The following is a 14,828-nucleotide window of genomic DNA, read 5'->3' on the forward strand; positions in this document are numbered from 1 at the left end:
CCCTTTGTTACTACGCCACAGCCCCCTCTTTGCGCCGTGCACCCACCACGAACCACAACGGCCACAGCGCCAACGCCCCCGCCACGCTCGCGGTCACGGCAAAGTGCAGCAAGCTCGCCCCTGCCCCGATCATCGCCAGCAGTGCCCCACCCAACCCCAGCAAGGCAATAGTGATCATCCCCAGCATCGCCGAAACCAGCCCTTTGCTCTGCTCGCTGGAGAACAGCGTCATGCGGTACAGCACCGCGTTGGCCACGCCCAGGCCCAGCGCATACAGCGACATGCCCGCGACCACACTGGTCACTGACGGCCACAGCCAGGTCGCCACCACCATCAGGCACAAGCCCGCCAGATAAGGCCCCAGCGCGCCACGCACGAGGCTGGTCAGCGGGTAGCGGTCAGCGATGCGGTTGATGATCAGGTTACCCAGGATCAGCCCAGCGAACACCGGCAGTTGCCACAACGCATAGGCCATCTTGCTCAGGCCCTCGTCGTGAATCAGCAACACCGGCGACAGGCCGATCCAGCCGATCAGCGGCAGGCTAACCAAGCCCAGTGCCGCACTGCCGGCAACGAAACGGCGGTTGGCCAGCAACTGACCGTAACCCGCCAGCAGCGGCAGGAAGTGGATCGGGGTAAACGCCAGACGGGAGCCATCGCGGCGCTCAACCCCCAGGGTTTCCGGCATCAACCGATACAGCAGCCACCAGGTCAGCGCCGCCCCCACAGCAAACGCGACGAACAGCCAGCGCCAGTCCAGCCATTGCAGCATCAGCGTGCCCAGCAGCGGCCCAAGCAGTGGCGACAGCAAGGCAATATTGGCCAGCAGGGCCATCATGCGCACCGCATCGGCCTCGCTGAACGCTTCGTTGAGCGCCGGGTAGCTGACCGTGACCACGAAGCCCAGGCCGATCCCCTGAAGCAGGCGCAGCAGGTTGAACAGGGCGATATCCTTGGCCCAGAAGGTTGCCAGGCACGCCACGCCAAAGATCACGCAGCCGCTCAGCAGCAGCGGACGCCGACCATAGCGGTCTGCCAGCGGCCCGATCAACCACTGCAGGAGCACACCGCCGAGCAGGTACAGGTTCAACGCATGGGGAATGAATTCCGCACTCGCGTTCATCTCGGTGACCACGTCCGGCATGGCCGGCATGACGGCATCGCTGGCCAGGTAGGTAAGCAGCTCGAACAGGGCCAGGGTCAGGCCGAATAACAAGGCGCGGGCGGGGGTGATGTACAGCAGTGGCTTCATGAGGGACGTCGATGGGGTACGAAAAGGGTCAGGTTATATGCCAGAAATGGCCGTTTGAGGCTGTGAACAAGTGTAATTGTCCGCAAAACACAACGTGGGAGCGGGCTTGCTCCGCGATAGCGCCAGACCTGTCTGGTCGGACGTCATCGCGGGGCAAGCCCGCTCCCACGCTGGATCTTGCTGAAGCGGGCGGGTTACTGCGCGGCGGCTTCCTGCACCACGCGGATCACCCGCTGCGGAAACGGAATGTCGATGCCTTGGGCCTTGAGCCGGTCCCGGGCCATTTCGTTGAGCATGAACATTACATCCCAGTAATCGCCGGTTTTGGTCCAGAGCCGCAGCGACACGGTGATAGAACTGTCGCCCAGGGTCGAGATCACCGCCTGCGGTGCCGGTTCGGGCAGCACGCGCGGGTCATTGGCCAGCTCCAGCAATACACTACGCGCCTTCTGCAGGTCGGCCTCGTAATCGACACCGACATCGAACACCACCTTGCGCGTAGGCTGGCGGTTAGTGTTGGTGATGATGCCGTTGGACAGGCTGCCGTTAGGCATGATCACGGTCTTGTTGTCACCCGTGCGCAGTACCGTATGGAAAATCTGGATACTGTCGACGGTGCCGCTGACACCCTGCGCCTCAATCCAGTCGCCAATACGAAATGGCCGGAACAGCAAGATCAGCACGCCGCCGGCGAAGTTCGCCAGGCTACCCTGCAAAGCAAGGCCGATAGCCAGGCCGGCAGCACCGATGGCGGCAACGAACGAGGTGGTCTCGATGCCGATCATCGACGCCACGCTGACCATCAACAGGACCTTCAGCACGATATTGGCCAAGGTGCTGATAAAGCCCTGCAGGGCCAGGTCGGCGTTGCGCAGGCCAACCAGCTTGCCCAGACGGGCACTGAGTTTGTTGGTGATCCACCAGCCGACAGCCAGGGTCAGCAGCGCCAGCAGCACACGGCTGCCGTATTCCATTATCAAGGGGATCCAGGTCTGCGATTGGCGGACCAGCTGATCGACCTCAGCGTTCATATCCATAGTCATCTCCTGATGCCAAGCGGCAAAAACACAAACAGGCAAGCCGCAGGATTTGGGCGGCCACTGGAAGCGATGGACCTCAGCAGGCCATCGATGTTCCGGACCGCCGCGGGATCAGTCGCGGAAGTTGTTGAACTGCAGCGGCATATCGAATTCCTTGGCGCGCAGGGCAGCGATCGCCTCCTGCAGGTCGTCACGCTTCTTGCCGGTAACGCGCACCTGCTCACCCTGGATGGCCGCCTGGACCTTGAGCTTGGCGTCCTTGATGTGGGCGACGATCTTCTTCGCCAGCTCTTTGTCGATGCCCTCGCGGAAGGTGGCTTCCTGCTTCATTTCCTTGCCCGAAGCATAAGCGTCCTTGACCTCCAGGCACTTGACCTCGATCTTGCGCTTGACCAGCGCCCCGCGCAGGATCTCGATCATCGCCTCGAGCTGGAACTCGGCCTCGGCGGTCAGCAGGACGGTCTGGTCCTTGTCCTTGAATTCGAAGCTACCCTTACCCTTGAGGTCGTAGCGACGGTCCAGCTCCTTGATGGCGTTGTCGACAGCGTTCTGCACTTCGTGCTTGTCCAGTTCCGATACCACGTCGAACGAAGGCATGGTTACTCTCCAAAATTAGAGCGCGCTCGGCATGAAGATGGAGCGCGGCGGGTTTGATGGTTAAAATGCGGGACACATTATAACGGGTTGCGAAACGCAGATGAGCAGCACCTGGCATATTCTCGGCGCCGGTAGCCTGGGCAGCCTCTGGGCGTGCCGGCTGGCACGTGCGGGCAAGGCGGTTCGGTTGATCCTGCGTGACCCGCAGCGCCTGGCCGCGTATCAGGCGGCCGGTGGGCTGACCTTGCTCGAGCAGGACCACAGCACGCTGTTCGCCATCCCGGCGGAAACCGACGAGCACGGTGGCCCCATCCATCGCCTGCTGGTCGCCTGCAAGGCCTACGACGCCGCCCCTGCGGTGGCCCGGCTGGCGCCACGGCTGGTCGCCGGCGCCGAGCTGGTGCTGTTGCAGAACGGTTTGGGCAGCCAGGACGAGGTGGCCGAGCAGGTGCCCCATGCACGCTGCATCTTTGCCTCGAGCACCGAAGGCGCGTTCCGCGAGCAAGACTGGCGCGTGCGCTTTGCCGGGCACGGTTTCAACTGGTTGGGCGACCCGCTCAATCCGGGCCTCCCCGAGTGGTTCGAGGACTTGCACGACGCCGCTATCCCGGCCGAGTGGAGCGTGGATATTCTCACCCGCTTGTGGCGCAAGCTGGCCCTCAATTGCGCGATCAACCCGCTCACCGTCCTCCACGACTGCCACAATGGTGGCCTGCTCGAACACTTGGGCGAAGTCGATGCGCTGTGTACCGAGCTCGCCGAGTTGCTGCGCCGCTGCGGCCAGCCCAAGGCGGCCGAGGACTTGCCCGAAGAAGTGCAACGGGTAATCCTCGCCACCGCAGCCAACTACTCTTCCATGTATCAGGACGTACGCCACGCGCGCCGCACCGAGCTGCACTACCTGCTCGGCCACGCCTGCCGGGCGGCCGCTCGCCATGGCCTGACCCTGCCGCAGTTGGAACAGCTGCGCCGCCGCCTGGTCGAAAACCTGCAGGCGCGTGGCCTGCCCAGCGACTGACGCCACCCCCTTCAACCGGATACGGACACTGCCTTGCCCATGACCCTGCGCCAACGCCTGGACAACCTCCCGGTCGGGCAGAAACTGCTGGCGGCCCTGCTGGTGCTGCTGGTCACCATCCTGCTGGTGGCCAACCTGACGTTCATCAGCGCCGCGTACTGGATTACCCAGGAGAGCATGGCGCCCCAGGCCCTGCAAACCATTGGCCGACTGGTGGCCAATCCGCAGCTGGCCTCGCGCGCCGGTGATTCAGCAGAGACGGCCAACGCCCTGCTCGCTGAGCTCGACAGCTACACCCCGCTGCGCGCTGCCGCCGTATACGGCAGCGACGGCCGCATGCTGGCGCAACTGCAGCACGGCGAACCGCTGGCCCTGCCCAAGCGCTACCGCAACATCGATGGCTGGCGCCTGATGGAGTTTCGCAGCACCCAGTTGATTCGCCTGCCGCGTGCTGCCAACCCGCCCGCCCATCTGCTCCTGGTCGCCAGCAGCGAGCTGCCGACCGCGTTCTACACCGGCACCCTCACCGCCAGCCTGGCCATCCTGGTGTTCAGCATCCTGCTCTGGCTGGTCGTCGCCCGGCAGATCAAGCGCTTGATCACCCAGCCGATCAACCAGCTCGAAGAGCTCAGTCGCCAGGTCACCCGTGAAGAGAGCTATGCCCTGCGCGCCCAGCGTGGCAACGACGACGAGATCGGCAGCCTGGCCAACGCCTTCAATACCATGCTCTCGCGCATCGAGGCCCGCGAGCACCAGCTCAAGCGCACCCGCGACGAATTCCAGACGGCCTATGACCAAGCCCAGGGGCTGGCCGAGGAAACCCGCCATACCAATCGCAAGCTGGAGCTGGAAGTGCAGGTGCGCAGCAAGATCGAAAAAAAGCTCACCGGCTTTCAGAACTACCTCAACAGCATCATCGACTCGATGCCCTCTGCCCTGATCGCACTCGACGAGCAGCTCTACGTCACCCAGTGGAACCACGAAGCCACGGTGCTTTCCGGCACGCCGCTGGACGAGGCGCTGAACCAGCCGATCTTCATCGCTTTCGAGCCGCTCAAACCGTTCCTGCCCCAGCTCAAGGAAAGTGTCGAAAAGCACCGCGTGGCGAAAATCGAGCGGGTGACCTGGCTCAAGGACGACGAGCCCCGTCACTACGCCCTGACCTTCTACCCGCTGATGGGCGGTGGCGGCCGTGGCGTGGTGATCCGCATCGACGACATTACCCAGCGGCTGTCACTGGAAGAGATGATGGTGCAGTCGGAGAAGATGCTCTCGGTCGGTGGTCTGGCGGCAGGCATGGCCCACGAGATCAACAACCCGCTGGGTGCCATCCTGCACAACGTGCAGAACATCCGCAGGCGCCTTTCACCAGAGCTGCCACGCAACCAGGAGCAGGCCAGCGAGCTGGGCATCGATCTGGGGGTGGTCAACCACTACCTGGCAAGTCGCGAGGTGCCGCAGTTGCTCGACGGTATCCAGCAAGCCGGAGCGCGGGCGGCAAAAATCGTTACCCACATGCTCAGTTTCAGCCGCTTGAGCAACCGCCAACTGGCCCCCTGCGACCTGCCCGGGTTGATCGATCAGGCGCTGGAAATTGCTGGTAACGACTTCGACCTGGCACTGGGCTTCGACTTCAAGGGCCAGGCGATCGTCCGCCAGTTCGATCCGCGCCTGGGGCCGGTGCCGTGCACTGCCAACGAGCTCGAACAGGTCTTGCTCAACTTGCTGAAGAACGCCGCCCAGGCCATCCACCTGCGCCCGCAACCGAGCGAGCCAGGGCGGATTACCCTGCGCACCCGGCTCAATCCACCGTGGGCCGAGATCCAGGTCGAAGACAACGGCATCGGCATGCCCGAGGCCGTGCGCAAGCGGACCTTCGAGCCGTTCTTTACCACCAAGGAGATCGGCCAGGGTACCGGGCTTGGCCTGTCGGTCTCGTACTTCATCATTACCAACAACCACAAGGGGCAGATGGAGGTGCACTCCACCCCAGGCCAGGGCACTTGCTTCACCCTGCGCTTGCCCCTCAACTCGTCGGTGCCAGCAGCCTCGACGAAAACGGAGGCATGACATGGGCTTTCGCCTGTCAAAGATCTACACACGCACCGGAGACAAAGGCGAAACCGGCCTGGGCGATGGCCGCCGCGTGCCCAAGGACCATCCTCGGATCGAGGCGATTGGCGAGGTCGACAGCCTCAACAGTCAGCTTGGGGTACTCCTCGCAGGGTTGAGCGAGGCCGGGCTTGCAGAGCTGATCGAGGTCTTGGCGCCTTGCCAGCACCGGCTGTTCGATTTGGGTGGAGAACTGGCAATGCCCAGTTATCAGGCGCTGAGCCAGGCTGAGGTCGAGCGGCTGGAGGCGGTGATCGATCAGTGGAACGAAGAGCTGGGGCCGCTGGAAAACTTCATTCTGCCCAGCGGATCGATGTTGGTAGCGCAGGCGCATGTCTGCCGCAGCCTGGCGCGCAGTGCCGAGCGGCGGTGTCAGGCGCTGAATGCGCTGGAGCCGTTGCAGGGGGTTGGGTTGGCGTATATCAATCGGCTGTCGGATTTGCTGTTTGTCGCAGCGCGGATCATCGGCCGCCGACAGGGGGTGGCTGAGGTGTTGTGGCAGCCTGCGAGCAAGCCGCAGGCTTGAGATCGCCGGGGCCGCTTTGCGGCCCTATCCCACCGATCCACCTTGTGGGAGCAACTGTCTTGCACTAAACCTCAAGCTGGCGCGGTACCTGTGGGAGCGGCCTTGTGTCGCGAAAGGGCCGCGATGCGGCGCCTGGAACTACCCACTCAAATCTCAGGCCAGAAGGCCCGAATCCCCGCCACACCCTGCGCCCCCACCTGCCAGGCACGCTCGCGGTGATCAGCAGCAACGCCGCCCAGCAGGAACACCGGACGACCAGCGCTCGCAATCAACCGTTCAGCCTCGTCCCAGCCCAGCGGCAGCGCCTCGGGATGGGTCTGAGTCGCCTGCACAGGCGACAGGGTGACAAAATCCACCCCCATCTGTTCAGCGAGTGCCAACTCCTCGGCATTGTGGCAAGACGCCGCCAGCCAGCGATGCGCCGGAAACGGTCGGCCATTGGCCGCGTACTTGCGCAGTTGCGCAGCGGTCAGGTGCCAGCCCGCCGAGGGAAAGTCGCCCAACCATTCCAGCGGGCCCTTGAGCATCAACTGCGCCTTGCCCGCACACAGACCGGCCGCATCTACCGCGACGTCGCGATACTTGGGGTCGTACATGTCCGGCGCACGCAGCTGGATCAGCCTGATGCCGTTGGCCACCGCCTTCTGGATGCCGCGCAGCATCTGCGGTACCTCTAGCCCCTCGGGGGTGATCAGGTACTGGTCCGGCAAACGCGCGGCAGCAACGATCGGCTTGTTTGCCTGCGGGAAGTCATACTGGTCAAGATCGCGCGGGGCGACCCAGGCCAGCGGTTGCCCCTCGGCACCATGCGGCTCACCGCTAAAGGCATCGACCTCACGTACATCCAGCAAGACCTGCTTGTCTGGGTAGTCGTGACTGATCTTGATCAGCGGTCGCGACTGCGTGACCTCGATACCGAGCTCCTCGCGCAGCTCACGGGCCAGTGCCGCCTCGACGCTCTCACCCTCCTCCAGCTTGCCGCCGGGGAACTCCCACAGGCCCCCCTGGTGCTGGGTGTCGGCACGACGAGCGATCAGGATGCGCCCATCGACGCCACGAATAACGGCTGCCACTACATGAATCCGTTTCACGCTTCGCGCTCCGCCAGTCCAGCCCGCTGCCAGGCCTGGAAGGCCGGCCACTGGTAAATGGTCTCGATATAGCTGGCGGCTTCAGCCGGCACTTCAACCCGGTAGGTGCGCAGACGCACCGCCACCGGGGCGAAGAAGGCGTCGGCCAGGCTCGGCTTGCCGAACAGGTACGGGCCGCTGTCCTTGCTGGCCAGACGGCATTCGGACCACAGCGCGACAATGCGGTCGATGTCGATCTGCACATCCAGCGGCAGCTGTTCCAGCGCTTCATCGCGGGAAAGGTCGAACGGCATGGTGCTGCGCAGGGCCATGAAGCCGCTGTGCATCTGTGCGCACGCCGAACGTGCCTGAGCCCTGGCGGCAACGTCCGCTGGCCACAACTGAGCCTGCGGGTGCTGCTCGGCCAGGTACTCGCCAATCGCAAGCGAGTCGGCGACCACGCCATGCGCGGTTTTCAACAACGGCACTTTACCCGTGGTAGAAAACGCCAGAATGCGCGCGCGGGTATCGGCTTGCTTGAGTTTGATCAGGGTTTCTTCGTAGGGCTCGCCAGCCAGTTCGAGGGCCAGGGCGGCGCGCAGCGACCAGGAGGAATACAACTTGTCGCCGATGATCAGGTGATAACTCATGGTTCGGCTCCATTGAGATCTTTGGCAATGCGGGGCTGGGGCTGCTATGCAGCCCCAGCCATTCAGATCAGGTCCGGTACTCGGCGTTGATCTTCACATACTCGTGGGACAGGTCAGTGGTCCAGATCGTCTCGCTGCACTGGCCACGGCCAAGCTCGATGCGAATGGTGATTTCTTCCTCGGCCATGACCTTGGAGCCCTGCTCTTCGGTATAGCTCGGGCTGCGCCCGCCTTTGCTGGCAATGCATACGTCACCGAGGAAGACGTTGATCAGGCTGACATCCAGCGCTGGCACCCCGGCACGGCCGACGGCGGCAAGAATGCGCCCCCAGTTCGGATCGGAAGCGAACAACGCGGTCTTGATCAGCGGCGAGTGGGCCACGGCGTAGCCGACGTCCAGGCATTCCTGGTGGTTGCCACCGCCGTTGACCTGCACGGTGACGAACTTGGTGGCGCCTTCGCCGTCACGGACGATGGCCTGGGCCACTTCCATGCACACCTCGAACACAGCCTTTTTCAGCGCGTCGAACAACGCGCCGGCGGCCTCGGTCACTTCAGGCACATTGGCCTTGCCGGTGGCGATCAACATGCAGCAATCGTTGGTCGAGGTGTCGCCATCGATGGTGATGCGGTTGAACGACTTGTTGGCGCCATCGAGGATCAGATCCTTGAGCACCGCTGGGGCGACCTTGGCGTCGGTGGCGATGTAGCCGAGCATGGTCGCCATGTTCGGGCGAATCATGCCGGCGCCTTTGCTGATCCCGGTGACGGTAATGGTCTGGCCGTCGAATTGGAACTGGCGGCTGGCACCCTTGGGCAGGGTGTCGGTGGTCATGATGCCGGTGGCGGCCTCGGCCCAGTGATCCTCGGACAGATCGTCCAGTGCTGCCTGCAGCGCACCTTCGATCTTCTCGACCGGCAGCGGCTCACCAATAACGCCGGTCGAGAACGGCAGGACCGCCTGGGCATCGACGCCGGTCAGCTCAGCGAGCTTGGCGCAGGTGCGCTCGGCAGCCGCCAAGCCTGGTGCGCCGGTACCGGCGTTGGCATTGCCGGTGTTGGTCAGCAGGTAGCGCACGCTGCCCTGCACGCGCTGCTTGGCAAGAATCACCGGAGCGGCACAGAACGCATTGAGGGTGAATACGCCGGCAACGCTGGAGCCTTCGGCGCAGCGCATTACCACCACGTCCTTGCGCCCAGGGCGCTTGATGCCCGCCGAAGCGATGCCGAGCTCGAAACCGGGAACCGGGTGCAGGGTGGGCAAAGGACCAAGACCAACAGCCATGAATGCGCTCCTAAAAAATGTGCCGCAGAAAATACGGCCAGGCGTGAGATGGAACAACGCCGCGAAGGTCAAAGCCCTTCGCGGCGCAGTAGTTCAGTTGTCAGGGTGCAGCAGGAACAGCTCGATCACTCGATCTGGCCGTGGCAATGCTTGAACTTCTTGCCCGAGCCACACCAGCACGGCTCGTTACGGCCCAGTTTCAGGTCATTGCGTACCGGCGCAGCGGCGACCGCAACTTCGGCGCCCTCCTCGCTCGGCTCGCTTTCCAGGCCCGGCGCCGGCGCGTGCTCGAACTGCATGCGCTGGGCCAGCTCTTCGGCGTCGCGGCGCAGGCGGGCTTCTTCTTCGATCGGGTCTTCGCGGCGCACCTGAACGTGCGAAAGCACACGGATGGCGTCGCGTTTGATCGACTCCAGCAGTTCCTGGAACAGGGTGAAGGACTCGCGCTTGTACTCTTGCTTCGGGTTCTTCTGCGCATAACCACGCAGGTGAATACCGTGACGCAGGTGATCCATGGTCGACAGGTGGTCTTTCCACAGGTCGTCGAGCACGCGCAGGAGGATCTGCTTCTCGAAGGTGCGCAGGGCCTCTTCGCCAGCCTGGTCTTCCTTCTCGGTGTAGGCGCTGGTGATCTCGGTCAGCAGCTTCTCGCGCAGGGTCTCCTCGTAGAGGTGATCGTCCTCGTCGAGCCACTGCTGGATCGGCAACTTGATACCGAAGTCGCTGGACAGCGAAGCCTCGAGACCGGCCACGTCCCACTGCTCTGGCAGCGATTGCGGCGGGATATGCTGGCTGATGGTGGCATCGAGTACTTCCTTGCGGAACTCGGCAATGGTGTCACCAATGTTCTGCGCAGCCAGCAGGCTGTTGCGCATGTGGTAGATCACTTTACGCTGTTCATTGGCCACGTCATCGTATTCGAGCAGCTGCTTACGAATGTCGAAGTTGCGCCCTTCGACCTTGCGCTGGGCTTTTTCGATGGCGTTGGTGACCATGCGGTGCTCGATGGCCTCACCGGACTGCATGCCCAGTGCCTTCATGAAGTTCTTCACCCGATCGGAGGCGAAGATACGCATCAGGCTGTCTTCCAGCGACAGGTAGAAGCGGCTGGAACCTGGGTCACCCTGACGACCGGAACGGCCACGCAGCTGGTTGTCGATGCGGCGCGATTCGTGACGCTCGGAGGCGATCACGTGCAGGCCGCCGGCCTCGATTACCTGCTGGTGGCGCTTCTGCCAGTCGGCCTTGATCTGGGCGGTCTGTTCAGCAGTCGGGTTGTCCAGAGCAGCAACTTCGGACTCCCAGTTACCGCCAAGCAGGATGTCGGTACCACGACCGGCCATGTTGGTGGCGATGGTCAGGGCACCTGGCGCGCCTGCCTGGGCGATGATCTCGGCTTCTTTTTCGTGGTACTTGGCGTTGAGCACCTTGTGCTCGATGCCTTCGGCCTTGAGCAGCGCAGACATGTGCTCGGAGGTCTCGATGGTCGCCGTACCAACCAGCACCGGACGGCCGCTGGACATGCTTTCCTTGATGTCGGCGATGATCGCCAGGTACTTCTCTTCGGCCGTCAGGTAGACCAGGTCGTTGAAGTCCTTACGCGCCAGAGGCTTGTTCGGCGGAATGACCATCACGTTGAGGGCGTAGATCTGGGCGAACTCGAACGCTTCGGTGTCGGCGGTACCGGTCATGCCGGACAGCTTGTTGTACAGACGGAAGTAGTTCTGGAAGGTGGTCGAGGCCAGGGTCTGGCTCTCGGCCTGGATGTTCAGGTTTTCTTTCGCCTCGATGGCCTGGTGCAGGCCCTCGGAGAGGCGACGGCCCGGCATGGTCCGGCCGGTGTGTTCGTCGATCAGCAGAACCTGACCGTCCTGGACGATGTACTCGACGTTGCGGTGGAACAGCTTGTGCGCGCGCAGGCCAGCATAGACGTGGGTCAGCAGGCCCAGGTTGTGCGCGGAATAGAGGCTTTCACCCTCGGCCAGCAGGCCGGCCTGGGTGAGCATCTCTTCGATGAACTGGTGGCCTGCCTCGTTGAGTTCGACCTGACGGGTCTTCTCATCGATCGAGTAATGGCCTTCCTGGGTGACCTGGGTGACCTGGCCTTCGACTACTTCGATGTGCTGGGTCAGGCGCGGGATCAGGCGGTTGATCTCGATGTACAGCTTGGAGCTGTCTTCAGCCTGGCCGGAGATGATCAACGGAGTACGCGCTTCGTCGATAAGGATCGAGTCGACTTCGTCGATCACGGCGAAGTTCAGCTCACGCTGGAACTTCTCCTCGACGCTGAAGGCCATGTTGTCGCGCAGGTAATCGAAACCGAATTCGTTGTTGGTGCCGTAGGTGATGTCGGCAGCATAGGCGGCGCGCTTTTCTTCCGGCGGCTGGAAGGCCGAGACGATACCTACGGACAGACCGAGGAATTCGTACAGGGGGCGCATCCAGTTGGCGTCACGGCGGGCCAGGTAATCGTTGACCGTGACCACGTGCACGCCCTTGCCGGACAGTGCATTGAGGTAGACGGCCAGGGTACCGACCAAGGTCTTGCCTTCACCGGTACGCATTTCTGCGATCATGCCCTCGTGCAGGGTCATGCCGCCGATCAGCTGCACATCGAAGTGGCGCATGCCCATTACGCGCTTGCCGGCCTCACGGGCCACGGCGAAGGCTTCAGGCAGCAGTTGGTCGAGGGTTTCGCCTTTGGCCAGGCGCTCTTTGAACTCTGCGGTCTTGCCCCGCAGCTGCTCGTCGGAGAGGGCCAACATTTTCTCTTCGAAGGCATTGACGGTGGTTACCGTCTTGAGCAGGCGTTTGATCTCACGCTCGTTCTTGCTTCCAAAAAGTTTCTTTAACAAAGGCGCAAACATATCGGCAGGATCTTCCACACTTAGGGATGGAGGGCGGCCCCATGAGTCGCCCGAGCAGCCCTTGGGCCGCATGCGAACGAGCATTCTACCCGGAAACGATGGTGAGGAAAGTGGTGGATTTCCACGATGCTGGCACAGCGCTAGGGTGGGGACGTCTCTAACATAAGGACTTTTTTCCCAAGTTCAAGGTGTGGCGAAGATGAAACCTATTGAGAATGACTCTCGCCCTATTGATCGACTCTGGCCTCTTCGCGGGCAAACTCGCGCCCACAAGGTTTACTGCGGCCTGCAGGAGCAGGTTTAGCCGCGAGGACGCCACAGCGACCAATGCAAAACCCGCCTTCTGTTAACATGGCGATTCTGTAACTTCCTGCGTATTCGCCCATGGCCTACAAACCTTCGCCCGCCCGGCCACCGGCCGCGCTCTTGCGCGGAGCCCGGCCCTTGCGCCTGCTACTGAACCAGGCCGAACGCCTGGCACACCTGCAGCGCCTGCTGGAAAGCCAACTGCAGCCGGCCGCCCGCGCCCACTGCCACTTGGCGTCCTGGCGCGATGGGGTGTTGCTGCTGGTCGTCACCGATGGCCATTGGGCTACGCGCCTGCGTTATCAGCAAAAGCGTTTGCAACGTCAGTTGCTGGCGCTGGAGGCGTTTGGCAATTTGCACCGGATCCTGTTCAAGGTGCAGCCGCCGGTGACGCCGGCCAAGCGAAGCGGGCACGCGGCTGAGCTGTCCAGCGATGCTGCCGAGAGCATTCGCGATACTGCCGCTGGGATCAGTGATCCCAAGCTGAAGGCGGCACTTGAGCGGCTGGCTGCGCATGGCAAGGCCAAAGTACCGCGCTGACCAGGCGCATGCCTTGCTGCTGAGCCACGCGCCTTACCCAGCACCCGGACATATAAAGGTTCTTCCCGGATTGTCTGGTTCTGGGGCTGGGGCTGGTTTTTGGGGCTTATCCATTTGATGTGGTGCCACCACTGGCCCCTTCCGCCCTTACGGCGGGTCACTTTTTTTCTTGGAAAAAAGTAACCAAAAACCGCCTGCTCCTGCATCCGGCCCTTCGCTCCGGTCTTGCTCCGGGAGGACCGCGCTGTACGGCCCATCCTGGGCCTCAGCGCTTTCCGGCCATCCATGGCCTCCACCTCCCTGCGCAAGACCTCCACTCGGCCTCCTGAAGTCGCGAAGTTACGGGCGGCGTCTGAGCTGGCGTTGTCTTCGATAGTGGCAGGTGTGGGGGATATTCGGGCCTCTTCGCGGGGCAAGCCCGCTCCTACAGGTTTTTGCGTCGAATCCAAAATCTGCGCCAATCCTGTTGGTGCGGCGGTGCGGCGATCCGACATGCCCCGCGAAAAGGCCATAAAAAAGGCCACCCGAAGGTGGCCTTAATGAACTAGAGAGTGTTCGAACTTACACCGCCGCAACAGGGCGCATATAAGAGATCGGTGCCGTACTGGCATCTTCGAAAGTGACCACTTCCCAGGCATCGGTCTCTGCAATCAGCTTGCGCAGCAGCTGGTTGTTCAGCGCGTGTCCGGACTTGAAGCCCTTGAACTCGCCGATCAGGCTGTTACCCAGCAGATACAGGTCGCCGATGGCGTCGAGGATCTTGTGTTTGACGAATTCGTCTTCATAGCGAAGGCCGTCTTCGTTAAGCACACCGGTCTCATCGACAACAATAGCGTTTTCAACACTGCCGCCCAGCGCGAGGTTGTGCTTGCGCAGGTACTCGATGTCACGCATGAACCCGAAGGTCCGCGCGCGGCTGACTTCCTTCACGAACGAGGTGCTGGAGAAGTCGACGCTGGCACTCTGGGTCCGGCCGCTGACGACCGGGTGATCGAAGTCGATCTCGAAACTCACCTTGAACCCTTCGAAAGGCAGGAAGGTAGCGCGCTTGTCGCCATCCTCCACTGTCACTTCACGCAGGATGCGGATGAACTTCTTGGCTGCGTCCTGTTCTTCCAGGCCGGCAGACTGAATCAGGAATACGAAAGGTCCGGCGCTGCCATCCATGATCGGCACTTCCGAGGCGGAGAGCTCGACGTAGGCGTTATCGATGCCCAAACCCGCCATGGCGGAGAGCAAGTGCTCGACCGTATCGACCTTGACGTCACCGTTGACCAGCGTCGTCGACATGGTTGTCTCGCCGACGTTGGCCGCGCGAGCCGGGATCTCGACCACAGGGTCGAGGTCGGCGCGGCGGAAGACGATGCCGGTATCCACAGGCGCAGGCTTGAGGGTCAGATAGACCTTCTCACCGGAGTGCAGGCCGACACCTGTGGCACGGATAATATTCTTCAGGGTGCGTTGTTTAATCATGGCATTGGCCGCTTCAGCGCAAATTGCGAACTGGTATCAACAAAGGCTGGGGATGATAACAGACCCGACCTTTGCTGAATACCAATCACCTT

12 protein-coding genes are annotated in these 14,828 nt (G+C 62.5%); 4 read left to right on the forward strand and 8 right to left on the reverse strand.

Annotated features, from left to right (window positions below):
- Positions 1-10: 10 nt before the first annotated feature.
- The 3 genes from J3B00_RS24275 to J3B00_RS24285 all read right to left on the reverse strand — a co-directional run bounded on the left by J3B00_RS24275 (position 11) and on the right by J3B00_RS24285 (position 2,889).
- The gene (locus tag J3B00_RS24275) at positions 11-1,252 is read right to left on the reverse strand and encodes an MFS transporter (protein ID WP_209873238.1); all 1,242 of its coding nucleotides are present in this window, start codon (positions 1,250-1,252) and stop codon (positions 11-13) included.
- A gap of 194 nt (positions 1,253-1,446) precedes the next feature.
- The gene (locus tag J3B00_RS24280; protein ID WP_209873241.1) at positions 1,447-2,289 is read right to left on the reverse strand and encodes a mechanosensitive ion channel family protein; all 843 of its coding nucleotides are present in this window, start codon (positions 2,287-2,289) and stop codon (positions 1,447-1,449) included.
- A gap of 114 nt (positions 2,290-2,403) precedes the next feature.
- Entirely contained in the window at positions 2,404-2,889 is a 486-nt protein-coding gene (locus J3B00_RS24285) for a YajQ family cyclic di-GMP-binding protein (RefSeq protein ID WP_209873244.1), read from the reverse strand.
- 100 nt (positions 2,890-2,989) lie between these two features.
- Here J3B00_RS24285 and J3B00_RS24290 point away from each other — a divergent pair, with 100 nt between their 5' ends.
- Genes J3B00_RS24290 through J3B00_RS24300 form a run of 3 tightly spaced genes read left to right on the forward strand, consistent with a single transcriptional unit; the run spans position 2,990 to position 6,545 of the window.
- Positions 2,990-3,907: a putative 2-dehydropantoate 2-reductase gene (locus J3B00_RS24290; protein WP_209873248.1), complete on the forward strand. Its 918-nt coding sequence runs from the start codon at positions 2,990-2,992 to the stop codon at positions 3,905-3,907.
- Positions 3,908-3,946: 39 nt separating this feature from the next.
- The gene (locus J3B00_RS24295) at positions 3,947-5,977 is read left to right on the forward strand and encodes an ATP-binding protein (protein ID WP_209875135.1); all 2,031 of its coding nucleotides are present in this window, start codon (positions 3,947-3,949) and stop codon (positions 5,975-5,977) included.
- Position 5,978: 1 nt separating this feature from the next.
- Positions 5,979-6,545, forward strand: a complete 567-nt coding sequence (locus J3B00_RS24300) for a cob(I)yrinic acid a,c-diamide adenosyltransferase (RefSeq protein WP_209873252.1) — start codon at positions 5,979-5,981, stop codon at positions 6,543-6,545.
- 146 nt (positions 6,546-6,691) lie between these two features.
- On the opposite strand, the gene J3B00_RS24305 is transcribed toward J3B00_RS24300, so the two are convergent.
- The 4 genes from J3B00_RS24305 to secA form a co-directional block, all read right to left on the reverse strand.
- Positions 6,692-7,636 (reverse strand): Nudix family hydrolase, encoded by a 945-nt coding sequence (locus J3B00_RS24305; protein ID WP_209873255.1) that lies wholly within the window; start codon positions 7,634-7,636, stop codon positions 6,692-6,694.
- Positions 7,633-8,265, reverse strand: a complete 633-nt coding sequence (locus tag J3B00_RS24310) for a glutathione S-transferase (protein WP_209873257.1) — start codon at positions 8,263-8,265, stop codon at positions 7,633-7,635. Before J3B00_RS24310 ends, J3B00_RS24305 begins: the two co-directional genes overlap by 4 nt.
- A 67-nt stretch (positions 8,266-8,332) precedes the next feature.
- Positions 8,333-9,550 (reverse strand): bifunctional glutamate N-acetyltransferase/amino-acid acetyltransferase ArgJ, encoded by a 1,218-nt coding sequence (gene argJ, locus J3B00_RS24315; protein WP_209873260.1) that lies wholly within the window; start codon positions 9,548-9,550, stop codon positions 8,333-8,335.
- A gap of 125 nt (positions 9,551-9,675) precedes the next feature.
- A complete protein-coding gene (gene secA / locus J3B00_RS24320) occupies positions 9,676-12,417 on the reverse strand; it encodes a preprotein translocase subunit SecA (RefSeq protein WP_209873264.1) in 2,742 nt (913 codons plus the stop codon).
- Positions 12,418-12,801: 384 nt separating this feature from the next.
- Between secA and J3B00_RS24325 the strand changes: the two genes are divergently transcribed.
- Complete coding sequence (locus J3B00_RS24325) at positions 12,802-13,263, forward strand: DciA family protein (RefSeq protein WP_209873267.1); 462 nt, start codon at positions 12,802-12,804, stop codon at positions 13,261-13,263.
- Between the two features lie 561 nt (positions 13,264-13,824).
- Here the strand turns inward: J3B00_RS24325 and lpxC are convergent.
- On the reverse strand, positions 13,825-14,736 hold the full coding sequence (gene lpxC, locus J3B00_RS24330) for a UDP-3-O-acyl-N-acetylglucosamine deacetylase (RefSeq protein ID WP_119143503.1): 912 nt from the start codon (positions 14,734-14,736) through the stop codon (positions 13,825-13,827).
- Between the last annotated feature and the right edge of the window lie 92 nt (positions 14,737-14,828).

The organism is Pseudomonas sp. BP8 (assembly GCF_017875955.1).
Lineage (GTDB): Bacteria > Pseudomonadota > Gammaproteobacteria > Pseudomonadales > Pseudomonadaceae > Aquipseudomonas.